The organism is Rhizobium sp. P1_B8, assembly GCF_056406515.1.
The window spans coordinates 21,931-44,574 of record NZ_JBFTZZ010000050.1 but is presented as its reverse complement, the minus strand read 5'-3'; the positions used below and the strand labels follow the sequence as shown (position 1 = coordinate 44,574).

The following is a 22,644-nucleotide window of genomic DNA, read 5'->3' as shown; positions in this document are numbered from 1 at the left end:
CTGTTCGAGATCGGCGATGATCCTGGTGGTGATGCGGCTGTAGATATCGGATCGTTGATTGGATGGTTGCCTGCTCATGTCTGAACCTCCGTTTCGAGGTCGCGGCCATCGCGACCTGCTACGGCGGTCCGAAAGCCGGGCGGCAAGTGTTGCCTGCACCCGCAGGGCCGCAACGCAGTGGAGGACGGCAAAGCCGTTGCCGGCGGCGCGAGCCCGGCAGGACCAGAGCCGGGGCAGGACGCGATGACTGCAATCTTAGTAGGAGGTTTTGACGGAGGCGGAAGTGGCAGATCAGCGAGTCGGCATCACGTCGCTCACATCGCCGATGAACCGCAGCGCAGATCGCTTGCTGGCCGGCCGCGCCAATGACCGGGCGATGTCATCGCGCGAAGCGGTTTGGTCTTCCTCACATGAGAAGTTTGGCGTCAACGGCTATCTCGGAAATAACCGGCGGCAAATCGGCAGAATCCAATTGCATAATGGCTCCGAATGCCGACGATGGCGCGCGCCCCATTGGACCAATCGGCTGAGCGAGTAAATCGAGGACATCTCGACACGCGTGGAATCGATGTCCGATCGGACGGTTGGGGCGTGCCTCGCGCTTGCGGATCAGATCAGGATGTTGCGGTTTCCCAATCGAAGACACCTGAACCAGATCGACGCAGGCGACGGTCGATGGGGCTATTCAAAGAGAATGAGGCTTGCCGGAGTTGGCGGCATCGCCGCCACCGTGACGCCGGCAAGACCGGCCAGTCCTGCCATCTCAGTCAGCTCACTTTGCGTATAAGCCTGACCCGCCGGCGTGCTGGCGAGCATCTCCCAAGAGAACGACGCAGGAAAAGGCGGCGACACGCCATTTTCGTTCGGTACGAAATCCACCGCGACGATCCGACCATCCTTTGCAAGGCTCGCGACGATCTTTCGTAACAGTTTGGCACACGTCGGCAGATCGAAATGGTGCAGAAAATTCGGAAGAAGGACAAGATCATAACCCGTGCCCCATTCAACATCGAAAGCACTGCCGGCAATTGTCTGGTACCGGTCAGACACGCCGGCATTTACCGCATTCTGCCTCGAAAGCTCCAACACGGCGGTCCAGTCGACGGCGACGATCTCCGCCGATGGAAGGCCCTTCGCAATTTCGATCCCGAAAAAGCCTGGACCTGCAGCAATGTCCAAAACTTTCTTGGGATGCCTGGCCCAGCCGCAGATTTCGTCGGCCAGTATTTTGGCGCTGAGCCCCGTAAAGGAGCCCATGCCGCGTGCAAACTTCAACCAGACGGGGTTGTCCGCAGAAATGTTTGCAAGCCCAACCGAACCGCCGTTTCGCACGACCGCGGCCGGATCGCGCAGAAAATTGTCGAGTATTTCGGGTGCAGCGACGAACTCGACGGCAGAGCCCATATAGGCTGGCGAATTGCGATCGAGGAACATTTTGGTCGAGGGCGTCACTCGGTACTGTCCGCTCTCCTTGGTCAGGAAACCGTGGACCACAAGGTAATCGCACAGGATGCGTATCCCACGCTCCGAGGCGCCTGTTACCGACGCCAGCAATGCTGCCGTTTTGGCCTCGCCGATATGAGTAAAGAGATCAAGCTCGATGGCCGCCCTGATCGCCGCCGTCTTGCGGCATGCAAACAGCGCATCGATCACGAGTTCGGGCGACACGTCGCCAGCATGGGCGTCCTCGACGATTGTTTGCATGGGATCCCCCAGAGCCCTCGGTCGATCTTGCCTGGCACCGCCAGCCGCAGAAATTATGCGTATATCCACATATTCTACAATACTTACCGCGCTAACCTTATCGGGTGCCACGCCCTAATGGGCGAGCTGTCCTGCGGCCGGCGCGCCGTTCATGCCGACCAAGATGGCTGCGTTGTCGTGCCTACACCAGTTTCCCCATAGTTGCCGGACGATACGCTTTTTCCCATCTCGATCGCTGTAAGCACCCGTCTGTCTCGGATGCATGCTCGAGACGATGTCGCGGAGCCAGAAAACAGATTTGATGCAACGTCGCGCTGCGGCGCGAGCAAGGTCAGGCCGATCGCTGGATTGAGTCGCCGCAAGATGCTCATGTGCGCGCGGCCGTGCACCGGGATGTTCAAGTCCCTCGGCGACAACAGCTTCGTTCGATCGAAGGGATACGGGGGTCGAGATCGACGAGCAATGAGGGGTCAATCTAACCCTCTCGCTCACAGTCAGTGTTCGGGCAACCCCGCTTGCCGCAGGCCCTCGGCCATTTGATCTGCCCATTGCGGTGAGGCTCGAAACACAGGCCGTGTCATATAGCGCTGGATCGTAAAGCCCGGCTCGGCTGCCAGCAGCTTTTTCGCCGCCCATCGAGCTGTGTCCTCGTCACCACTCATTGCCGACCAGGCAGACATCATCCGGTATGGCCACGTCACCTCCGGGTGTTTGTTAACTACCTCCCGGGCAATGGAGATCGCCTCGGAAAGTTTGCCTGCCAGGGCCAAGGAAAGGGCCAAGCCCATTCTCATATTGAAGGCGAGTGGATCCGCCGGACTAAGCGTCATCGCCCGCTCGAAACGCTCTCGCGCGCAATCAGGCTGGCCTCTGTAGCTCGCGACCCATCCATATCTCGCCCATCCCCAGGCATTGTTTGGATCGAGCGCCAGTGCTCTTTCGAGATAGGCCGACGCCCCCTCCTGATCGCCGCAGTGGCTCAACGCTCCCCCGGTAGCGGTCAAGGCAGTCGGATCATCGTCAATCGAGGCCGCTGCAACCTCGATGGCGCGTAATGCGCATTCGAGGTCCTTCTCTGGTTCGTCAGTCCAGATGTAGCCGAGGTTCTGGGCGTGGCACCAGGCTAGGAAAGCATGGGCTCGGCCGTACGCAGGATCGATCTCGATTGCGTCCTGAAGGAGCGGGATTGCCCGCTTGATAGCATCCTTATTCTGACCCCAGAGGTACGGGTAAGCCCGCATGACGAGGTCGTAGGCGCGCAGACTGCTGGGCGGTTTGCGCATCGCGAGCTCGATTTCCGCGCTGCGAATGGCTGGATGGACTGCGCCAGCGACCTGCGCCGCGATCCTGTCCTGGAACTCGAAGATGTCCTGGGTCGCGCCCTCATAGCGCTCGGACCAAAGCTGGGTCCGCATCTCGGCTTCAACAAGTTGGACCGAAATACGCAACCGGTCCCCTCCCCGTCGGACGGTACCTTCGACCACGTAGGTCACGCCAAGTTCCCTGCCGACACTACGCACGTCGACGAAGCGACCCTTGTACGTGAACGCTGACTGGCGCGCGATCACGAAGAAATTTCGTACTCGGGAGAGAGCGGCGGTGATTTCCTCCACGACGCCGTCCACGAAATATTCATCGCTCTGGCCGCTGAGATTGTCGAAGGGCATCACCACGATCGATGGTTGGTCCTTACCAAAGCGGGCCGAAAACGATCGCACCGACCCTGCCCCATTCCCTTCACCGTTCTCTTCGGGCCAATCCACTCGAAAGACAGAAACTGGCTTGGGGATATTTTTCAGGACGCGCTCTCCAAGGCTGGTGAGTGTGAACAGCACCTTGCCGTCGAGATGCTCGCGCACCGACCCGGAAATGCATATGCCTGAGGGAGCGGCAATCTCCTGCAGGCGCGCCGCGATGTTCACGCCGTCGCCAAGAAGATCATCGCCAGACACGATCACGTCGCCAAGATTAATACCGATGCGAAATTCCAGGCGGCGATCCTGTGGAAAGTCGTTTGAGCGGCTGAGAAGGCTGCGCTGCATTTCGACCGAGCACCGGACGGCCTGAACCGCACTTGGAAACTCCGCGACAAGGCCATCACCCGCGCTGCCGAAGATACGACCGCCATGCTCGAGCACCAGTGCCGCTATCTGATCGTGGCAAAGGGTGAGTTCACGAACGGTGGTCTCCTCATCAAGCGCCGTAAGGCGGCTGAAGCCCACGACGTCAGTGGAGAGAATGGCTGCAAGCTTTCGATTCACAGCGGTCACCGCTCCATCTGGTGGCTGTCTATCCGCACTCAGTGCACTGCCTCAACCTTACATCTGACAAAGGTCAAATTCCACCGCGAGACCTGAATGGCGCCAACAATTCCGGCCGCCGCCTTGACGAAGACGCTTGACGGCCGCATCGGGCTGTCGCTTATCACTAGTTGAGATTGACTCGACTTTGAGTAGTGCGCGTGCGCAAGTCAAGTGTTCAGATCCGAACGCAAGGCTTTCATGAAAGAGGTTCAGCCGGTTCTACAGAACCCCTTCGAGGCCTTCAATCCGCTGAAACGTGTCGATCGTTATCTCTTCGAGACGGCCCGCAATTTAACTTGGTCGGTCTTTTCGCCTAAATCGAGACTGGTATTTGCGTTGCGTAATTCGCAGCCTTTAGCGGCTGCCTGCGAAATTATGGCGCCTAAAACAACACTTCTTTGACGCTGCTTTGACGGTAGGGCGCTACGACCGGTTTGCGAAGTTACGCAGAGGGATTTCAGCCGGTTATGCTTCAGTTCGATTATCGCAAAAGCATCGATCTTCCTTTCGGAATCCCGATTTCCCTTCCCGGTTGCTTGCCAGGCGCCGCAGGTATGGCAGACTGGTCTCTGGATGCCAGGTCTTCGACCTGCCAAACGAGCGCATCGGAGGCAACGGGGGCGGGGCCGGTGGATCGCATGAACAAGGGGCACGATCCGTTTCGGATGTTCCTGCTCGGGCCTTTTGCCCTTGTGGATGCTGAAGGGCGGTCGGTTACTCCGAAATCCAAAAAAGCCCAGGCTCTTCTGGCGATGCTTGCACTGTCCGCCCGGGGCTCGCGCTCGAGAATCTGGCTTCGGGACAAGTTGTGGAGTGATCGCTCCGACGACCAGGCGGCAGCCAGTCTGCGCCAGGCCCTTTTGGACATTCATAAGACTCTCGGGCCTGCACGTGATCTCTTGATTGCGGATAAGAATACCGTTTGGCTGGATATGGACCGACTGGTGCTTGATACCGAACTGGTGGTTCGGACAAACCGGTCCGCGGATCAAATCACCGACGAGTTGCTCGAAGGTATAGACATCCGCGATCCGGAATTCGAGGACTGGTTAACGCTTGAACGGCAAAACTGGTATAGCCGGCTCAATGTCGGACAGGTCCACGACGTCTTCGAGCCGCGACAGCAGCCGAGCCGCGATATCGCCAAACATTCCGCCCTGCTACCTCTGACGGGTGCCCCGGATGTGCCAAGACAAGGCAAACCCGTGGAAATCGCCGGCAGCAACCCATATCGGCGGCCGGCAGACGGTGACTGGCAATGGGTCATGGTCCTTCAGCCCCCGATCGTGGTGGGTGTTGGAGAGGGCGGACAAATTGCTGCGACCCGGTTCCAGAATCTCATTGCAAAAGCCATCACCGATGGGCTGGCCATTGGCGTCAGCGACCTCTCCTTCGCTTTGCCGGATATTGAAGAGAGCGAACAGCGGATCAGCCTTCCGATATGCCTACAGCTTCGCCTCACGTTTGACGGTGACATGGTGATGATCGAACTGGTGATGAAGCACCTGATCAACAACCGCATTCATTGGCTGAGCAGTCAGGCAATCAACCGCACGCAGTTCGAGCGGGGCGAGTTCGGCACCGCCGCTGCGCTGATCAGCCAGGCCGTCGATCAACTGGCCTATTTCCTGGAGACCCAGGCAAACGACCGTCGACTGTCGCAAGACGGCCTCCTGATCGACGCCGTCAATGCGATCTTTCGGCTGTCGCGTAGCGATCTGGATAATGCGGAGCGGCGCCTGGAAGAACAGATCCAGTATCAGCCGCGGTCATCGACTTTTGCCTGGCTGTCATTCATCCGGACTTTCCAGGTTGGCCAACGTTTCAACGCGCTTGACGCGCATCTGATCGAGGAAGCTCAGGCATATGCGCGCAAAGCGCTGGAACTCGATCCGCAGAATTCCGTTTCGCTCGCGCTCGTCGGCCACGTCCATTCATTCCTGTTCGGCGAATACGACTATGCGGCCAACCTGTTCGAAAAATCGATCCGCCTGAATCCGGCCCTGCCGCTCAGTTGGGACCTCTACGCGATGCTGCACTGCTATGCAGGCCAGCCCGACAAGGCGGTGGCCATGGCGCGTTGGGTACAAGAGCTCGGCGTCTACAGTCCGCATAAATATTACTTCGATACGACCAAATGCATTGCGGCAGCGCTTGCGGGCGATCATACCGCAGCCATAGCTGCAGGCGAAGAAGCCCTGCGGGCACGGCCGAACTTCAACAGTCTGCTGCGCTATCTTGCCTCCAGTCACGCCCATTCCAACAATCTCGGCGGCGCGCGGCATTACCTGCAGCGTCTTGAGGCGGTCGAGGGCGGCTTCTCCATCAACGCCTTCCGCGGCAGCGGCTATCCGCTGCTCGATACAGGCGGCGGCCAGATCTTGATCGACGGCCTGCTCAAGGCCGGCGCCAAGCTGCGCTGAACTCCGGACAAATCTTCACATCATCGCGCAAGGAGGCTCCAATGGAAGCGGACACTACTGAGGAATCGCAATCGAAAATTGTTTCATTTCTAAACAGTTATAAATTCAGGATTGAGCCGGATACGGTCCTTCCATGCGAACCCAGGGACAATGCCGGTGCTGATCCTCTCGCCGGTGCATCACCGGCTGCACCTGATGAAGCCCCCGAAGCTGTGCTTTTCCTCGGCACGGATGACGATGGATCGCCCCTGCCCGGGCCAATGATGGCGACGATGGCCGTAGCCTCGGTCCTCAACAAGAGCGTTGCAAACAAGTCGGTGCTCAACAAGGCGTCGCTGAACAAAAACAAGAACAAAAATAAGAATAAGAACAAGAACAAGAACAAGTCGACGATGGACGGCGGCAGCCTCGGCGTGTCGCAGCTTATTCCCTCCTTCGAGCTGCGCAGGCTGCACCAGCAGCCATCACGCAACGCCTATACCGCGGCGCGGCGCTTCACCTGGGAAATGCTGGATATACTTCCGCCGCCCGGCCCCGATTATACCCGCCTCGAAACGACGGTGCTGCTCTCTATGCAACGCCGAGACCGCGAACGCGTGCGACGCCTGCCCGATATCCAAATCGAGTCGACGATCTCCGTGGGGGAATTCACCCGCGCATTGCATATCGAGGATCTCGGCGGTTTCGAGCAGACGGAAGGCCTTTTCCAGGCGATCCTGACGGCCTGCGAATATGTCGGACTGATCTACAAGAGCCAGTTCAACCGGCTGCGGCCAAACCAGTTCGAGCCGATGCTGCGGCCGTTGCTGGCCGTGCCGGTCCACGAGTCCTATCCCAGCAACCATTCGTTCCAGTGCTTTTCGATCGCCTTTGCGTTCTCGACGATCCTGCCGGAACATCCGGCCACCGACGAGCTTGCCCGCATCGCCCAGAACGTCGCCGAAAATCGCGAATGGGCCGGCCTGCACTATCCGAGCGATACGCAGGCAGGGCGAGATCTCGCCCGGCGTTTCGCTCCCTACCTCCACGACGCGTTCGGTCCTCTGTTCCAGGCCGTACACGACGAATGGGTCTGAAATCGCCAGTTGCACAATAGGGATCATGAACATGACGGATCAAACACAAATGCCTGAGCCCGCACCGATCAACTACTATTATCTCTGGCACCTGACTGCCCTTGGCGTGGTCGACGCGGAATATGGATCGGCTCCGCCTGCTCCACCGGCGCTCGATGCGAGCGCTGTACGCGCGCTCCCCGACCCCCTCATCACCGGCACGGTCTGGGATGCTATCGCTTCCGCCGGCCCGTTGCGACCCGCGCGGGTCGCGCTGATCGATGTCGGCGTATCTCCGGATCATCCCAATCTGGCAACCCGGCTTGACCGCGAGGCGTCAATCGATTTGACGACCCATCGTTACGGCGCGCGTGTACTCGAAATACTCGATACGACGACGTCGTTTGACCGCGAGGAAAGACATGCCTTCTTTGCCGGGCTCGACATCGCTCCGCTCGGCAATATCGGCCTTTCGAATGACGACCGGGACTATCTCAGTGACCTGGTTGCCGAATATGCCACGTCGGAGGGTGTTCTCCGGCGGCACTACAATCCGGAATCGCTGTTTGCGTCGCATGGTACCTGCTGTGCAGGGCTGATCGTCGGCGAACCCGCCGTTGTTGCGGAAGAAGGCACGCCAAGCCTTCCGCCGGAAGGAGCCTTCTACGGTGATAGTGACGAGCTGCGCACCAGCGGCAATCGCAATGTCATCCCCTATTTCGGCGTTGATCCTTTCTCAAGGCTCATCTCGATCAGAACGTCCTTCGAAGACGATGTCAGGCAGTTCATTGCGGCCTTCCTTTATGCCTATCTTCAGAAAGCAGATGTGATCGTCTTGCCGCGCGGTCTGCCTGACCCGAAACGCAGCATCGTCGATCCGAAGAACGAGCTGAAGGCCGACCTGGAATTATGGAAAAACCAGGATGCCGCCAATCTCTTCGCGCGCATTGCCCTTGCTGATCAAGGTGGACCTGAACTGGAGCCGAAGGCTGCGCAGAAAGGCTCCAATCCGGATCGTCCGTGGCATGTCCTCAAGCAACTCATCCTCGCCATCAGCCGGCACATCCCGATCGTCTGCGCCGCAGGAAACAGTGGCGAGAGCCAGCTGATCTATCCAGCAAGTCTTGCCGCCGACAACAACGGCGTCATTGCAGTTGGGGCCGTTACCGTCGAAGGTTTCCGTTCGGGCTACAGCAATTACGGCGAAGGATTGACGTTAGTCTCCCCCTCCGACGACGGGGAGGTCTTCAACAGGCATCAGTTGCGCCTCGACCGGCTTTCTCCATTTGCCGCGCAGCACGACTACAGCGCTTTTCGAACACGGGAATACTACTATTCGCACTTCTCGCTGCTGACGACGGACCTGTCGGGGATTTTCGGCTATAATCAGGGCTCCGATCCGTGGTCGGCCATCGTGCCGTTTGGAACCAATCCGGGCATCGGAGGCGGATACTACACTCCCTTCGGGGGCACATCAGGCGCGTCGGCGCAGGTGGGCGGGTTATGCGCCCTGATACAGCGGGCTTACAAAAGTCGCCACAATCCCGGTGACCGCCTCTCGGGGCCTCAAGTGAAATCCATTCTGAAAGCTGCGTCCCGCCTGGACGCCATTGTCGCGCCCGGAACGAGGAAATTGACGGCGGATTGTATGAACGCCGAGAGCGAGGACGCCGTCGAGATGGCCTATTTCTTCGGGTCGGGCCTGCCGGATGCGCGGGCGGCGGTGCAGGCGGCTCTGGCGATCTGACCCCGCGGCTGCGTTATCCAGAATTCCAAGCCTCCTCGATCGAGGAGGCTTTTTCTTTGTTTACGTCATTTTTACGGATTTTTAACGCGGAACTGGCGGGCAAATGACGCCCTCGGAGGATAGTGCCTCTCAACAGACGACGCACAACGTTCCGATGACGGACGACGTCGTCTCGAACTCCGGCATTTTTGCCCGAGATGCAATCTTGATCCGCCCGAAGACAAACTCACGGAGGCTGCCGATGTCCGCGACCCGCATACAACAATTGGCAGATGAGGCGCGCCTCCTGCTCAAGCGCAATCCCCTGATGGCAAGTACCGTCTCCCTGCAGCGCGTAGCAACACGCAACCTTTTGAAGCGACGCTTCCAATATGGCCGCACGCTTGCGGCGGCTTCGAAGCTCGCCGGTTGTTCGGCTGGGGTAGAGGCATTGTCAGGTTATTTCCCCGACCTTGCAGATGGCGGATACACGCGCCTGCCGGAGCTTCCGCCAGCGGTTGCCGGACCGGTCGGCGCCGACCCTTACCGTTCATCCGTACTTGCAGCCTGGATGGGTGCGCTCGCGCGCAGTCTGGAATGGCAGGCAGCCCGCCGCGATGTGCAGGTCGTCGGCCGCTATCTGCAGCCGGATCTGATCGCATCGGATCTTGAACTCGAACGTCAGCCAGCGTGCCGGCTCTCTTGCGGCATCGGCCTGGTGCACATCGAAAATCCGGCGCGAAGCCGTATCATGCAAGCCCTCCTGCGCCAATGCATGCCGGACTATCCCCGGCCCGGCTACCCGATCACGGACGATGCGGAACTGGATCGCATCGCCGACCATCTGGAGAAGGCCTTCGCATTAATCGCGGACTTGGACGAGTACGGCCATCAGCGTCTGATCGCCGGCCTGCACACGCTTTACGTTGGTGTCCGGCGCGAACCGCAGTGCTCCTTTTCGAGTTCGAACGAATTGCCGGGCAGCGCGCTCATCGTCCTTTCCAGAGAGAGATTGCGCGCCGGCGATCATGCCGCGACAGCGGCCCAATTGCTTCATGAGGCGGGGAATATCCTGCTCGGGTTTTATACGACCTCGGCGGCGGCATCCCTGCCTGGCGAGTTCCAATATGTTTCCCCATACAAGAAGGACCTACAGACGCTCGAGAGCATCCTGCATACGGCCTACACCATTCCCTGGGAATGCGCCTTGCGCATGGCATGCCTATCCACCGAGACGGATGCTGAGCGCCGCGCCTGGAAGACGGCATTCATAATTGCCTATGCCGCGCGGCAAGTCCCGCTCATCGACATCGCTCGGAAAGGTATCGAACGTCTCGGCGGCGATGTCCTCCTCGACCTCCCAGACATCGCCGCCATTCCTTCCTGGAGCAGTCGGATCTTGTTCCTCGTGAACCAGTTGCTTGCCGAAGAACCCATTGCGCACCGCCAGGCGCATCTGGCCGAGTGCCAGCGAGTTCTCGATCGCCAAGCCTGGGATATCGGACAGATGCTGCTGCGCGGCAAGGAGCCGATCGATCCTCGGATGGGGCGGCGGGAGATCGATGACAGCGGCGACAATGTCAGCCTCTGGTACGACGGCAAATTCCACGTGATTGCGAAGACCCCCGACCATGCGATGGGCGAGGATTACGGACACTACGCCGCGACGATCCGCCAAGTTGCGTCCAGCGAGATGGAGTCGATCTGATGGTCAATTATCGGTCTAGACGATTGTCAGCGGCAATCCGTGCGCCCGTCGACTTCCCGAACTTCTTCGCCCACAGCCTGGGGTGGGGCGGCAGAGGGGCTCTGTTCACCGGCAATAGTGTCGATCTTGCCGAGGAACGGAGCCCCAATGTTACCAGGCCTGCGTTCGGCGTCTCGTTGGAGCGTTCCAATGTGCCGGATGAGGACGAATATGTCTCCGCCGCAATGGATCACGACGACGCCTTCCTGACGCCTCTTTGCCATCGGCAACGCGACTTCGCAGGTTTTCGCGAAATCGACTTCGTCATTATCGGATGCGGCGGCTTGGGCTCGCAGATTGCCATCCAGCTTGCGGCCCACGGCGCGCGCCATTTCTTTCTCGTGGATGCGGATCGTATCGACGAGAACAACTTGAACCATGTGCCATGGGCGAGCGAAGCTGATCTCGGCCGGCTGAAGACGGACAAGCTGGCGACCTGTCTGGCCGCGTGTTTCTCGGCCAATGCCTTCGCGCTGCCGGAATTTGCGGAAGGGGCCGCAGCGCTCCGACTAATCGCAGATTACGCCCACAATCCCTTCGTCGTTCTTGCCGGCGACGATTCTCATCCGGCCCACGAGTTCCTGACGGCCTGCCACGCATCGAAAGCCGGCCTGCCGCCCTATCTGCATGTCGGCCGCTCCCAAGCACATGGCATGGCAGGTCCCTCGGTCGGAGTGCATGAGGACGCATGTCCCGTCTCCCATTGCACCGCCGAGGTCACAACCGACGACGGCTTTCTCGCTCCACCGGCCGCTGCCGAGAACGCATTTATCGCCGGCCTTGCCGTGTCGCGGATTGCCCAAAAAAGCCTTTCGAGACACTCGGCCGCACGGGGACGCCGATGGATATTGGACCTCAAAAGCGATCAGGCCGAGCTGCGTTCTCTCTGCGAACACCCCGAATGCAAGGTATGTCCATGAACACGCTATTTTCGTCGGGATATTGTTGCTCCGTTGGCGCAACTGCCGGAAAGAACGATGAGCTGACGATATCCGAAGCTCTTTGCGATCCACTGATCGCCATGGTGATGCGCGCCGATGGCGTGACCTCCGAAGAATTCAAGCGACTCCTTGAGGCAGCAGCCCGTGCGCTAAAAGCCAATCTGGCTGATGGTTGACGAGCATGTGTGGCCGATCTCGGTCCGAAACCATGGCCCGGCATTGGTACCGGCCGCCCCGCGGAGTTCAGGCACAATGAGGTTCGATATGTCGAGAAGCTTTCCAACGATAATTCTTGTTTTTGACGAAGGGAAAGATCGCAAGGTGATCTGCACCGCTCGCGAGGCCGCCCAACTGTTGCTGAAGGAATGGCCCATCGACGATGGTGAAGAATTCTTCACGGCGGTGAGAACCTGTTTGGAGGTCCTTACCGGCGATACCGACCCCGAGAAATTGCATGAGGCGATCGTCCGCGCCGCATATGAAGCGGGTGTTGCGGCGATCACGACTGATAACAGCCTTGGTATTTTCAGGATCTATCCAGTCAGCCAGGTCAGATAGTTGACCGCCGTTCACGCGCTCATCGCAATCCCGCTCCCATCGAGCCGCTGCGGCTATCGCCGTGGGCTCTACGAAGCTCTTGGCTGCGGAGCGAGCCGAAGAAGCTATATGACAGGCGATCGGTTCAGCAAAGTTTCAATTGACCGTTTCCGATGGCGAGGCGACACTCGCAACCTGCAGCGAGGCAGGAGGAAAACGATGGACGACACAGACCGCTGGCGCGACATGGCAAGCGCACCGAGAGACGGTAGCCGGATCCTCGTCACGATTCGCCAGTCCGAACAGGGGCCGGCGGAAGTTGACCTCGCCTATTGGTCGAATGGCGATCAGTTCGGTATAGAAGGCTGGCGCGCCTCTGATTCCTCGCCCGGGCACATCATCGAATATGCCGAGCCGGAATTGAAGTGTTGGATGCCGATGCCCTCGGCCAACCTCAATCGCACCTCGATGCCCTCCCCTTGGGAAGGCGACGATGACCAGGAGCTCTACGGGTCAGGGATTTAAGAAACCCGGCCGAATAAAAATGGTTGCTGCCTCCGCGAGAGGTCCAGATTGCCGTCCGCCACGACTGCGGCGCGCCACGAAGTCCCTGCTCTGGAACAGCAACCAAATTGAGGTTCAACCTTAGCCGAGGCGCCTACGCTGCGCGCACCCTGTCCCGGCCGCTTAACTTGGCAGCATAGAGTGCTTGATCGGCGCGTCGATAAAGGTCCGACGCGCTGTCTGACGGGGCACAAGTGGCGATGCCGGCAGAACAGGTGTAACTGAAGTCGGGAGATTCAGGCAGAGGCCGGGAGAACCGGATCACCGTCAGCATGCACTCGACCATGGCAATGGCATCCTCCGGCCCGGTTGCCGGCATCACCAGAAGGAACTCTTCTCCGCCGACCCGCCCAAAACAATCGTTGCGGCGAACATTCTGATGAATGCGATGAGCAAAATCGCGCAGGACGACATCCCCGGCGTGGTGACCAAGCCGATCATTGATGTGTTTGAAATTGTCGATGTCGAATACGGCAAGACATCCGTTGTTTCCGTGCTGGGCGGCTGCCAGCATGTCGTTGACGCGTGCCATCACAAAGCGGCGGTTGGCGACACCCGTGAGTTCGTCAGTGTAAGACGCCTTGATCGCCTGATCGCGATCTTGCCGGACAGTCCTGCCATGCGCTCGCAGACTGGTGATGTCGCTCGCAATGCACAACATCCAACCGTTCTTCTGGACCGCCTCGGTCATCCAAAACCATCGGCCATCACACAGGTCCGTCTCGAAAGCTCGATAGCCAATCTTGCCACGGCGCGACTGTGTCGACCGCAGCCATTCGTCGAAATTGCTCGTTTGAATGACCGTGCCTCGCCGCAGCTCAAAATTGCGCCGCATGAGATCCGGCCAGAGTGGAGTTTCATCCGGCTCGATGAAATAAACCGAACGAAAGGCGCTGTTGGCGTATCGCAGCCGGTCATGACCATCGTAGGCGGCAATCAGCGTTTCGGTGCGTGCGGAAAGGTGCAGAAGCTGTTCGAATATCTCGTCCATACCGAACCCTGTCTGGTTGCCTTGGTATGAGATGGCGCAGAAACCCTATGAGAAAAGAGCCCGTCAGCAAGAAAAGGCGCCTCCAGTGATTACGGAAACGTCAACGAGATGCCGTTTTCAATCGTGATTGGACATCTGCTGAGACCTGAGCGACGCTATTTTTGGGAGGCGGACCATCTATTTTTCCGGAGATAGGAGGCCGAGATGGAACAGTACGCACTCGATCAGTTGAAAACCATTGCAAAGGTCAGCACGACCTGCAAGCGCCTCGAAATGACGCGGCGCGAACGGCTTGAACGCTGGGCCGAAAGTCTCGAATGCAGCCCCAGACCGTTTCTTAAGACGCTTCACGAAACCGAATATCAGCCGATGGCCGATCGGCTTGCTCTCAGGGATGACGGCACCCCGATCTCTGTCGCATTCGCTGATCCCATTCTGCGGGCGGCAGGAATGGAAAATGACAGCTATGGAGAAGCCAAACGGTTCTTCGACCTCGGCGATGAACAATTGCATGATCTTGTCTGCTTCTGCCATTTCGGTGAACGCGTCAGCGCGGCAGTCGTCGCTCGCCGTTTGCGGAAGATGTCAGGCTCCAAACCAAGTGGGTTTTTCGCTCAGCTTCGTGCGTTGTTTGCCTGATTGAGGCGAAAGGTCACCATCTGACGTGCTGGTCGGGGACGCATCGATCCCCGTCGCGGGCGGCACGCGCGACGACCGAGGCCAGATCGGTCGGGTCGTTGCTCCTGCGGCGTCGACTGCCGCGGACATTTTGAGGGGCAGATTTCTGAAGCAGTTGGTTCCTGCTGGTCAACTGGCGGGTCCAGGTCTTTTGCGCTGGCCGACCACCACGCCCCCGAGGGATTTGGGTCAAGGCGTTCACCAGCAGCACCCACTATGTCAGCGTGCTGGGGAAAGATGCCTCGCCGCGCGACTATCCAGTCAGGTAGACGCTTGAAGAGGCCGTATCGCTACTTACCGCCAGCTAACCACGCGCTTGCCATTGTAGGTGATTTAACGGAAAATCCTCGGCGTGGCCCTTGAGGCCTGGGCAGCCTGCCATGATCGGAGAACGCCGTGCCTCTGAAAAACATTTTGGCCGCAGCAGCAATCGTCTTCATGACACTCTCAGGATGCGCAACTAGTGGATCGTACAACACAACCTACGCACAGCCGCAGGGGATAGGCCCGGTTCGCGGGGAAATGGGCGGTTACTAGCCCATCCAAGGTGTTTCGACCGCTTGAGAAACACAGCCTGGCTGTTTACGACGAACCAACCTCGGTGCTCGATCCGATGACATGGTCGCTGTCCGCGGAAGAACGCATGACGGTGATGGTGGTGACCCACGAAATGGGCTTTGCCCGCAAGGGCGCGCAACGCGTGGTGTTCATGGATGCCGGCGCCATTGTCGAGAGCGGCGCGCGGGATGAATTCTTCGCCCACCCGAAAACGGACCGGTCGGGTCGTTGCTCCTGCGGCATCGACTATCGCTGACAGGCTGCTTCCTTGGGTCGGAGCCAACTGCGAGATCAATTGCCGGATCCTCCAGACGTGACCGGAGAAGGCCTCGTCTTTAGTCTCGAAGTGCTCCAGGCCTTTTTCGCCTTCACGCCTATAACCACCATCCTAGACATGGAATTTTCCTCTAAAGATAATGGGATAAGTCGAGAGGCGTAGGTTCCGTGCGACAGTAGGGCTTTAAGCCTCAATATTGTCGAGCATCGAATTCTTCAATCGTTTCGGGGTCCTGCTTATATTCCCATTGCACACCGTTCAGCCGGCGCCAGATTTGTCCCGATGGGTTTCGGGCGGCGCCGTTGACGAGTGGCACCGGAAAGAGTGTCTCGTGCTTGTGCCAGAGTGTGACGTCAGTGACCTTGGCCTGCTTGGGCTTCCGGAACAGGTTGAAAAGGAGTGCGAAGTCCATTGGCCGATTTTTCTCCAATGGACTCAACTATAAGGACATTTTGGGTACTTTCAAGTACTATAATTTAATCCGACGCGCGGAAAATAAAGAACGAGGCCCACCGATGGGTGAGCGGCATCAGGTCAAGACTGGTGAGAATTTCTGGCCAGCTTTCGGCAGGTAGGCCGTCGATGGCGACAACGCCGAGGAAACGTGACGAACCGGACGCGCACCCGATTGCAGGGCTTCCCGGACGACTCAAAGTGAAACGCTCCTGATCGCTAGACCGCTCTTTCGGGCGATAGTAGATTGCACATATTAGAGATTGAAGATGAGCTGCGTGGGGACGCGTCATGGATCGGAAGCTTGCGGCGATCATGTCCGCAGACGTCGTCGGTTACAGCCGGCTGACGGCTCTGGATGAAGAGGGAACGATACGCGCGCTCGACAGAAGCCGCGAGCGGATCGGCAGGCTCGTCGCGCAATACGGCGGCCGCATCTTCGGTCTCGCTGGAGACGGCGTCATGGCCGAGTTCTCAAGCGCGGTTCAGGCCGTTCGCTGCGCGGTTCAGATCCAGCGTGACCTCACGGCAGACGAGGGCGAATCCGATGGCAGCTTGAAGTTTCGCATCGGCATCAACCTGGGAGACGTTGTTATCGCGGGCGACGATCTGCTTGGCGACGGCGTCAATGTCGCTGCGCGGCTGCAGTCCATTGCTGGATCGTCTGCGATATGCATATCCGGTCCGGTTCGCGACCAGCTCGGCGCGAAAACGGAATTCAGGGTTCGCAGCATGGGCAAGCGGGTCCTGAAAAATATCCCGACCGCCATCCCCGTTTTCCAGGTCGATTGGTCGACAGGTCCTGGAGCGACGAAGAGCGCTCGTTCGCCCTCGCCCGCTCCATCGGAAGATCCTTCCGGTCCTCCGGTCATCGCCATCCTTCCCTTCGCAAATCTGGCGACGGACGAGCTCTGGGAAAGGTTCGCTATCGGACTTGCAGCAGACATCATCGCCGATCTTGCGCGCTATCCCGACCTGGCCGTGATCTCCCGTCAGACGATGATCGCCTACAAGGGTTGCGAGAACGACGTCGTGTCGATCGGCAGGGAGTTGAAGGCCGACTACGTGGTGGAAGGAAATTTGCAGGCGACCGGAGATCGGGTGAGGATTTCCGTCCAACTCGTCGATGCTTCCAGCGGAGCTAGCCTGTGGAGTGCCCGGTACGACGAAACGGCCGGCAACGTCTTCGAACTGCAGGACGCCGTCACCGCGAGCGTGGTCAACGTCCTCGGGAATTGCTGCGGAAAGCTTCTAAGCTTCCGGCGCGACGTCCTCCGGCGCAAGAAGCCTGCGAGCCTGCAGGCCTACGACTGCTACCTCCTCGGCGAAGAGCACCTCGACCTTTTCACGCGAACCTCCAATGCAGAAGCCATCCGGTTCCTTTCGCGCGCGGTCCAGCTTGATCCAAAGCTCGCAAGAGCATGGACCGGCCTCGGCCTTGCCTACTCCACGGACGTCTGCAACGGATTTTCTGAAGACCCTGTTTCCTCGGTTCGGCGCTTCGAAGACTGTATCGAGAAAGCTCTGGAGCTCGATCCGCAGGATCTGGTCGCACGGCTTTGTATCGCAGCGTTTAGAGCTTTACGGGGTGACTTCGAGGGCGCTTCGCGCGATCATGAGATGGTCCTCAAAGCTGCTCCCCACGACGCCGATACCATCGCAATGCTGGCCGGCAATGTGGCGTTGGTCGCCGGCGAACCAGTGCACGGCTACGAGCTGGCCACGCGGGCCATCCGACTCAACCCTAACATCCCTTGGTATTATGGCATGCTGGGCCGCTGCTGCTTCGTAGCCGGCCTTTATGAGGAGTGCATCGCGGCCCTCAATCAGGCTCCGCCCCGATCGCCGGCGACGCTCCTGTTCATGGCGATGGCGGCCGGGATGCTCAACCGGGAAGAAGAGGCGGCTCGGTTCGTCTCTCGTCTGGAGGAGCCGTTCCCCGGATTCTCGGCGGAAGCGTTCATACAGGGGTATCCGGTCACGAATCCGAAGGCGCTCGCGGCAATCCGTGCTGGTGCCGACCAACTACGCTCGTGGCCACGAGCGGGGATTTGACTTTCATCCGCTGAACGGCGCCTCGTCGCCCGCAGCCGCGCCTTCCTCGACCGCGCCACGTCACTTTTCGCAGAGCCGTCGGCCGCCGGAATATGGCTGATAGGTACAATCGGACGGCCGGAAGGAGCGGTAACTGCGCGAGCAGGCGGTGATATTGCAGGACTGTGTTGCGCCTTGACCATCGCTTGCCGCTCCTGTCGATAGCACTCCATTCGGCGTAGGTTCGGCCGTCGCTTGGCGCATGAAGTCCCGCCAAATATGCGCTGGCAGGGCGCCGCCCGTGACCCCCTTCATCGGCGTGTCGTCATCATTGCCAACCCAGACTCCGACGACCAGCGATTCCGTGAAGCCGACGAACCAGGCATCGCGATTGTTCTGGCTGGTGCCGGTCTTGCCGGCTGCAAACGAGCCGGGGTCTGCTCCACGCCCAGTGCCGCGCTCGACAACCAACTGCAGGAGCCCGAGGAGATCGGACTGGTAAGGCGAAAGATCGACATTCGGCTTTGATTGTGAGCCAACTCGAAACACGTTGGGCTGCCCTGCCGCTTGAAACTCGATGATGCCCCAGGGTTTAACAGGTGCCCTGCCGAGTTGGACAGACGCATAGGCGCTGGTGAGGTTAAGCAGATTTACTTCGGACGTCCCGAGCGCCAACGACGGCGTGCTGGCGAGGGGCGTATCGATGCCGAGCTCACGCGCTGCGGCAATCACATTGTCCAAACCAACCTCTTCGGCAAGCGCCACTGAAGCGGCATTGAGTGATCGCGCGAACGCCTCGGCAAGCGTAACCCAACCGCGATAGTTGCCACCGGAGTTTTCTGGCGACCAACCGTCTATGTCAATTGGCGCGTCCAGAACCTGGTCGGACAAAGTCAGTCCAGCTTTCAATGCTGCGTAATAGACGAATAGCTTGAAGGTGGAACCCGGCTGGCGCATCGCAGTGACAGCGCGATTGAACTGGCTCGCCTTGTAGTCGCGCCCGCCAACCATCGCGACGACCGCGCCGTCCGGGGTCATCGCAACCAACGCGGCCTGCGATGCTCCGACAGATGTTCCTTCACCGTCCAGGGCTCTTTTCACGACCCTTTCGGCGATTTGCTGCAATTGCGGCACCAGCGTGGTTCGCACCGTCGTCGAACCCGGCGAGGAGCCGGCGACTTCGCTCGCTTGCGGCGAAATCCAGTCGGCAAACCAGCTTCCCGAGCGCGGCGTCGGCGTCGTTGGATGCAGCTTGGCAAAGCTCGCCTTGGCCTCCGCTGCCTCTGGCATGGTAATCTTATCATTCGTCGCCATCGCGTCGAGAACGACCATGGTACGCTGCCGGGCGCCTTCGAAATTGTCGATGGGATTCCATTGACTTGGCGCCCGCAGCAATCCCGCCAGCATCGCCGACTCCGGCAGGTTAAGGGCGTCGATATCCTTGTTGAAATAAATCCGCGCGGCGGCAGGCATGCCGGTAGCGCCCGCGCCAAGATAGACGCTGTTGAGATAGCGCGTCAGGATTTCCCGCTTGCCGAGCTTCCACTCCAGCCAGACTGCGATCACAACCTCCTGTATCTTTCGCTTTATCGTTCGATCGCTATCGAGGTATTGGAGCTTGATGAGTTGCTGGGTGATCGTGCTGCCCCCCTCCACCACCGAGCCAGCCTCCAAATTCCGGAGAAACGCCCTTCCGATCCCTCTTGGATCGACGCCGAAATGATCCATGAACCGGCGGTCCTCAATTGAAAGGACGGCATCGATCAGACGCGGTGGGAACTGGTGGTATTGCGCATATGGCCCTTGATAAGGTCCCTGCCTTACGAGCGGCGCACCGTCGGCGGTTTCCAGCACAACGATAGGCTTTAACGTCCCGTCACGGATCTCGCTCCAGGGCACGTCCTTTAGTGCCCACACCAGCACGCTGCATACGAGGAGGCAGACAAGCAAGGCCGACCCCATAGCGAATTTCCACCAGTTCGCCGGAAGCCATCGGCGTCGGCGACTTTCGCGCGGCTTGGAATCCCGATCGCGAATGCCGCGCCCGGCTTTGGCCAGAGCAGTCGTCATCCATTTGGCGGGAGCTGATATGGCTACCAGCCGCATCGACCTCCTTAGCTTCGTTCTCAAAAACGAAGCCATCGTCTTGGTCTTCGCCAAAGCAGAACTTGCCTTCAAATCGTGGCGCAGCGCACGCAATAGATTGCTCGCAGCCTGTCGAGTTTGCACGAAAGTTCCGTGGGGGAGTAGCGGGTTGTCGCCTTGGGCGATTCCTGGCGAATCCGAGGCGGCCGCTTGCGTCGCCGAATCTGCTGGCTGATTGCGACCCGTGCTCGAGTTGCCAACGCGTTCGCCTGAGGATTCGGGAGGATTGGGCATCGGTTACCGCTAAAAGGCCAACGTGGCATGAACTTTATAGCCGGGCGATGCCGAGTGTTCTACCGTAAAAGGTCCCATAGGCTTCTGTATGAAACGAAGCCGGCTCTCATTCGCGCGATCATCGCCACGGCCGACGTAACGCGTGCTCCGGTGAAGACTGTGGTCATTGAGAAGTCCGGCCTGTCTGAATGTGTTTGATTTACTCGGCAGCGCCAAGGACGGCCATCAACCCCGCCCCGATCCAACATACGAGCGCTAAACGAACCTGCCTCTTGCGCTCCAGTTCCCGTTCTGTCGCCGTCTGTGCGGGATCGAACACTTGTGAGACAACTGGGACGATTTTCGTAACCGGTGTTCCGATCCCACATTGTCCTCGCCGCCCTGATCTGTGATCGCCTTTCCATGGATGAGCAACGGGAGTTTCTCCATGGAGACTACATTGGAGTTTCTCACAACCAGGAAGTCTGGACGTGAGGTTCACCGACATTGGCCTGATGAGGTCAAGGCGCGGATCGTGTCGGAGAGCCTTCGGCCCGGTGCGAAGGTGAATGAGGTCGCCGAACGCTTTGGATTGCGGGCGAACCGTCTTTCGACTTGGCGGACGATGGCGCGTCAGGGCAAATTGGTTCTGCCTGCACCCGAGGATGCGGTGGAGTTCGCAGCGGTGATCGTCGATCCACCTGTTTTGGAGCCGCCGATCAAGAGTAAGCGCGATTTTCCATGCGCATTGACGGCTGCGACGTCGGCCTCTTCGCCTCGCTGTGGCAACCCGGTGAGCACATGGCGCAGCCAAGTGAGTGGATCGACGCCACAGGCGCGGCAAGTCGGCATCAAACTATAGATCACTGGCTCGCCTTGGCTCCGTCAGCGGTGTCGCTGAACAGCCACGATTTTCTTCCGGTGGCAAAAACTCTGATGTCGCGTTCCAGAATGTTGTTATCGGATCGGCACCGGTGGCAAAATCCGCCAGGAACTGATTGTTGCAAACTGGCCGGATCTCTCCGTTGTGCAGCTACGATGGCCGCCGGTAAAATGAAACCGAGCCAGTTGCTCCGAAAACTCGCATCCTATCCCCGGCAGAACGATCTGGCGGTTGCGCTGCGGGTGGTTGGCCGCGTCGAGCGGACACTCTTTATCATAGAGTGGATCCTCGACACGGACATGCAGCGGCGTGCCGAGATCGGCCTCAACAAAGGGCGAGGTTCCGCCGGAACTATTGGCGCATATCTCTCCGCTGGGTTGGGCACACATATTACTGACCGGCGAATATCTCTGGCTGAAGGGAGCAAAGGCTTAGATCATCTCGCCCCCAGCCGGAACCGACCCCTTTTTATCGGATCGACATGCGGTAGCAGTGCTCTATCATCCGTCCCCTAAGGTTAAGATCGATCCTGCCAAATCTATCGACGTAGCCCAGCCCCAGGGCGAGTATTCCCTGCCCGGCGACGTTGCCCGGGTTGTGGCTGTAGTGAGCTACGGCCATTTCCTCTTCCTTCGTATAAGTGGCAGGGCCTTGCAGCAGAGAGACAATCGACTGGCCTCGGGCATTCAGCAATTCGGCTTCGCTTGCCAATCCGAGTTCAACCAATTTGGCTTTTGTCTCTTTGAAGGTTGACGGCGTCGTCTTTTGAAAATGTTCAAGCACGGCCTTAACTTCTTCGTCGGTGAAATTGGCATGCTCCATGGCATGATCCTCTCAAAACAGGAAATCCGTAAAAACCCTGTATAGAACCAGGATATACCCGTGTCTCCTCCGAAAGCCAGACCCTGGATGCCCAGCTCGAGGCACTCCAACAACGTGACCTGTCGGCTTAGGCCGCAGAGGTTTTGGAGAGGTTGAACGGCAGCAGGTCGCCGATGTCGGCCGCTTCTTCGCGCTGCGGCAACTCAGTGAGCACGTGGCGCAGCCAGGTGAGCGGGTCGACGCCACAGGCGCGGCAGGTCAGCATCAAACTGTAGATCACGGCGCTGGCCTTGGCTCCGTCAACGGTATCACTGAACAGCCAACTTTTTCTGCCGGTAGCACTTAATCGAAAGAATGCTCTTTTCGCCGGGCATGACGTGGGCGTGGAGAATTGGGCTACCATTGCCTCGCTGATCGAGAACCTGCAAGCTCAATGCCATCGATCCATTCGCATATCTGGCCAGCACACTCACCGCCATCGTCAACGGTCACAAACAGCGCCGGATCAATGAGCTTTTGCCTTGGAGCTTCAGTAGCAAGCACACCCCGTGATGCTCAGGGGCCATTGCGAAAACCCGTCATGCGTGCAA

General features: G+C 59.0%; 16 protein-coding genes and 7 pseudogenes. 15 read left to right on the top strand and 8 right to left on the bottom strand.

Features of this window, described 5'->3' with window-relative positions; all coding sequences use genetic code 11:
* Positions 1–681: 681 nt before the first annotated feature.
* Complete coding sequence (locus AC1D2N_RS34705; RefSeq protein WP_130653668.1) at positions 682–1,704, bottom strand: class I SAM-dependent methyltransferase; 1,023 nt, start codon at positions 1,702–1,704, stop codon at positions 682–684.
* Positions 1,705–2,198: 494 nt separating this feature from the next.
* Positions 2,199–3,974: an adenylate/guanylate cyclase domain-containing protein gene (locus tag AC1D2N_RS34700; protein ID WP_245484440.1), complete on the bottom strand. Its 1,776-nt coding sequence runs from the start codon at positions 3,972–3,974 to the stop codon at positions 2,199–2,201.
* 210 nt (positions 3,975–4,184) lie between these two features.
* On the opposite strand from AC1D2N_RS34700, the pseudogene AC1D2N_RS34695 reads away from it, so the two are divergent.
* From AC1D2N_RS34695 to AC1D2N_RS34655, 9 genes and pseudogenes are all read left to right on the top strand, one after another.
* Positions 4,185–4,310, top strand: a pseudogene (locus tag AC1D2N_RS34695) (ABC transporter ATP-binding protein); the annotation flags it as partial.
* Between the two features lie 164 nt (positions 4,311–4,474).
* Complete coding sequence (locus tag AC1D2N_RS34690) at positions 4,475–6,430, top strand: SARP family transcriptional regulator (protein ID WP_130653670.1); 1,956 nt, start codon at positions 4,475–4,477, stop codon at positions 6,428–6,430.
* Positions 6,431–6,471: 41 nt separating this feature from the next.
* Positions 6,472–7,506 (top strand): phosphatase PAP2 family protein, encoded by a 1,035-nt coding sequence (locus AC1D2N_RS34685; RefSeq protein ID WP_130653671.1) that lies wholly within the window; start codon positions 6,472–6,474, stop codon positions 7,504–7,506.
* A gap of 31 nt (positions 7,507–7,537) precedes the next feature.
* Positions 7,538–9,232 carry a S8 family serine peptidase gene (locus tag AC1D2N_RS34680; protein ID WP_130653672.1) on the top strand — a complete coding sequence of 565 codons (1,695 nt, stop codon included), beginning with the start codon at positions 7,538–7,540 and terminating at the stop codon, positions 9,230–9,232.
* Positions 9,233–9,335: 103 nt separating this feature from the next.
* Entirely contained in the window at positions 9,336–10,919 is a 1,584-nt protein-coding gene (locus tag AC1D2N_RS34675) for an aKG-HExxH-type peptide beta-hydroxylase (protein WP_130653673.1), read from the top strand.
* Positions 10,919–11,878, top strand: coding sequence for a ThiF family adenylyltransferase (locus tag AC1D2N_RS34670; RefSeq protein ID WP_130653674.1), 960 nt, complete (start codon positions 10,919–10,921; stop codon positions 11,876–11,878). Before AC1D2N_RS34675 ends, AC1D2N_RS34670 begins: the two co-directional genes overlap by 1 nt.
* Complete coding sequence (locus tag AC1D2N_RS34665; RefSeq protein WP_130653675.1) at positions 11,875–12,075, top strand: hypothetical protein; 201 nt, start codon at positions 11,875–11,877, stop codon at positions 12,073–12,075. Before AC1D2N_RS34670 ends, AC1D2N_RS34665 begins: the two co-directional genes overlap by 4 nt.
* Before the next feature lie 76 nt (positions 12,076–12,151).
* The gene (locus AC1D2N_RS34660) at positions 12,152–12,457 is read left to right on the top strand and encodes a DUF982 domain-containing protein (protein ID WP_130653676.1); all 306 of its coding nucleotides are present in this window, start codon (positions 12,152–12,154) and stop codon (positions 12,455–12,457) included.
* 198 nt (positions 12,458–12,655) lie between these two features.
* Complete coding sequence (locus tag AC1D2N_RS34655; RefSeq protein WP_130653677.1) at positions 12,656–12,961, top strand: hypothetical protein; 306 nt, start codon at positions 12,656–12,658, stop codon at positions 12,959–12,961.
* A gap of 133 nt (positions 12,962–13,094) precedes the next feature.
* Here the strand turns inward: AC1D2N_RS34655 and AC1D2N_RS34650 are convergent, their stop codons facing one another.
* Positions 13,095–13,991, bottom strand: a complete 897-nt coding sequence (locus tag AC1D2N_RS34650; protein WP_130653678.1) for a GGDEF domain-containing protein — start codon at positions 13,989–13,991, stop codon at positions 13,095–13,097.
* Positions 13,992–14,195: 204 nt separating this feature from the next.
* Between AC1D2N_RS34650 and AC1D2N_RS34645 the strand changes: the two genes are divergently transcribed.
* Both AC1D2N_RS34645 and AC1D2N_RS34640 read left to right on the top strand, forming a co-directional pair.
* A complete protein-coding gene (locus tag AC1D2N_RS34645; protein ID WP_018246401.1) occupies positions 14,196–14,630 on the top strand; it encodes a hypothetical protein in 435 nt (144 codons plus the stop codon).
* Positions 14,631–15,243: 613 nt separating this feature from the next.
* A pseudogene (locus AC1D2N_RS34640) lies at positions 15,244–15,483 on the top strand (amino acid ABC transporter ATP-binding protein); the annotation flags it as partial.
* A 211-nt stretch (positions 15,484–15,694) separates the two neighbouring features.
* On the opposite strand, the gene AC1D2N_RS34635 reads toward AC1D2N_RS34640, so the two are convergent.
* Positions 15,695–15,916: a hypothetical protein gene (locus tag AC1D2N_RS34635; RefSeq protein WP_130653680.1), complete on the bottom strand. Its 222-nt coding sequence runs from the start codon at positions 15,914–15,916 to the stop codon at positions 15,695–15,697.
* 332 nt (positions 15,917–16,248) lie between these two features.
* Between AC1D2N_RS34635 and AC1D2N_RS34630 the strand changes: the two genes are divergently transcribed.
* On the top strand, positions 16,249–18,012 hold the full coding sequence (locus tag AC1D2N_RS34630) for an adenylate/guanylate cyclase domain-containing protein (RefSeq protein WP_130653681.1): 1,764 nt from the start codon (positions 16,249–16,251) through the stop codon (positions 18,010–18,012).
* 60 nt (positions 18,013–18,072) lie between these two features.
* On the opposite strand, the gene AC1D2N_RS34625 is transcribed toward AC1D2N_RS34630, so the two are convergent.
* Positions 18,073–20,370: a PBP1A family penicillin-binding protein gene (locus AC1D2N_RS34625; RefSeq protein ID WP_130653682.1), complete on the bottom strand. Its 2,298-nt coding sequence runs from the start codon at positions 20,368–20,370 to the stop codon at positions 18,073–18,075.
* Between the two features lie 406 nt (positions 20,371–20,776).
* Here AC1D2N_RS34625 and AC1D2N_RS34620 point away from each other — a divergent pair.
* Positions 20,777–21,010 (top strand): annotated as a pseudogene (locus AC1D2N_RS34620) (transposase); the annotation flags it as partial.
* Here the strand turns inward: AC1D2N_RS34620 and AC1D2N_RS34615 are convergent.
* Positions 20,983–21,311: pseudogene (locus AC1D2N_RS34615) on the bottom strand (transposase domain-containing protein); the annotation flags it as partial. The pseudogenes AC1D2N_RS34620 and AC1D2N_RS34615 overlap by 28 nt on opposite strands.
* An 11-nt stretch (positions 21,312–21,322) precedes the next feature.
* Between AC1D2N_RS34615 and AC1D2N_RS34610 the strand changes: the two are divergent.
* Positions 21,323–21,667: pseudogene (locus AC1D2N_RS34610) on the top strand (Tn3 family transposase); the annotation flags it as partial.
* 33 nt (positions 21,668–21,700) lie between these two features.
* Here the strand turns inward: AC1D2N_RS34610 and AC1D2N_RS34605 are convergent.
* Both AC1D2N_RS34605 and AC1D2N_RS34600 read right to left on the bottom strand, forming a co-directional pair.
* Positions 21,701–22,054: a hypothetical protein gene (locus AC1D2N_RS34605; RefSeq protein WP_130653683.1), complete on the bottom strand. Its 354-nt coding sequence runs from the start codon at positions 22,052–22,054 to the stop codon at positions 21,701–21,703.
* Between the two features lie 127 nt (positions 22,055–22,181).
* Positions 22,182–22,403: pseudogene (locus AC1D2N_RS34600) on the bottom strand (transposase domain-containing protein); the annotation flags it as partial.
* Between AC1D2N_RS34600 and AC1D2N_RS34595 the strand changes: the two are divergent.
* Positions 22,387–22,606, top strand: a pseudogene (locus AC1D2N_RS34595) (transposase domain-containing protein); the annotation flags it as partial. The pseudogenes AC1D2N_RS34600 and AC1D2N_RS34595 overlap by 17 nt on opposite strands.
* Positions 22,607–22,644: the final 38 nt, after the last annotated feature.

What these genes read in the sequence shown, in the direction of transcription:
- AC1D2N_RS34670 (WP_130653674.1), top strand. Translation starts at nt 10,919, where the DNA reads ATGGTCAATTATCGGTCTAGACGATTGTCAGCGGCAATCCGTGCGCCC.
- AC1D2N_RS34650 (WP_130653678.1), bottom strand. Translation starts at nt 13,991, where the DNA reads ATGGACGAGATATTCGAACAGCTTCTGCACCTTTCCGCACGCACCGAA.
- AC1D2N_RS34630 (WP_130653681.1), top strand. Translation starts at nt 16,249, where the DNA reads ATGGATCGGAAGCTTGCGGCGATCATGTCCGCAGACGTCGTCGGTTAC.
- AC1D2N_RS34680 (WP_130653672.1), top strand. Translation starts at nt 7,538, where the DNA reads ATGACGGATCAAACACAAATGCCTGAGCCCGCACCGATCAACTACTAT.
- AC1D2N_RS34675 (WP_130653673.1), top strand. Translation starts at nt 9,336, where the DNA reads ATGACGCCCTCGGAGGATAGTGCCTCTCAACAGACGACGCACAACGTT.
- AC1D2N_RS34665 (WP_130653675.1), top strand. Translation starts at nt 11,875, where the DNA reads ATGAACACGCTATTTTCGTCGGGATATTGTTGCTCCGTTGGCGCAACT.
- AC1D2N_RS34660 (WP_130653676.1), top strand. Translation starts at nt 12,152, where the DNA reads ATGAGGTTCGATATGTCGAGAAGCTTTCCAACGATAATTCTTGTTTTT.
- AC1D2N_RS34690 (WP_130653670.1), top strand. Translation starts at nt 4,475, where the DNA reads ATGCTTCAGTTCGATTATCGCAAAAGCATCGATCTTCCTTTCGGAATC.
- AC1D2N_RS34685 (WP_130653671.1), top strand. Translation starts at nt 6,472, where the DNA reads ATGGAAGCGGACACTACTGAGGAATCGCAATCGAAAATTGTTTCATTT.
- AC1D2N_RS34625 (WP_130653682.1), bottom strand. Translation starts at nt 20,370, where the DNA reads ATGCCCAATCCTCCCGAATCCTCAGGCGAACGCGTTGGCAACTCGAGC.
- AC1D2N_RS34655 (WP_130653677.1), top strand. Translation starts at nt 12,656, where the DNA reads ATGGACGACACAGACCGCTGGCGCGACATGGCAAGCGCACCGAGAGAC.
- AC1D2N_RS34645 (WP_018246401.1), top strand. Translation starts at nt 14,196, where the DNA reads ATGGAACAGTACGCACTCGATCAGTTGAAAACCATTGCAAAGGTCAGC.
- AC1D2N_RS34705 (WP_130653668.1), bottom strand. Translation starts at nt 1,704, where the DNA reads ATGCAAACAATCGTCGAGGACGCCCATGCTGGCGACGTGTCGCCCGAA.
- AC1D2N_RS34635 (WP_130653680.1), bottom strand. Translation starts at nt 15,916, where the DNA reads ATGGACTTCGCACTCCTTTTCAACCTGTTCCGGAAGCCCAAGCAGGCC.
- AC1D2N_RS34605 (WP_130653683.1), bottom strand. Translation starts at nt 22,054, where the DNA reads ATGGAGCATGCCAATTTCACCGACGAAGAAGTTAAGGCCGTGCTTGAA.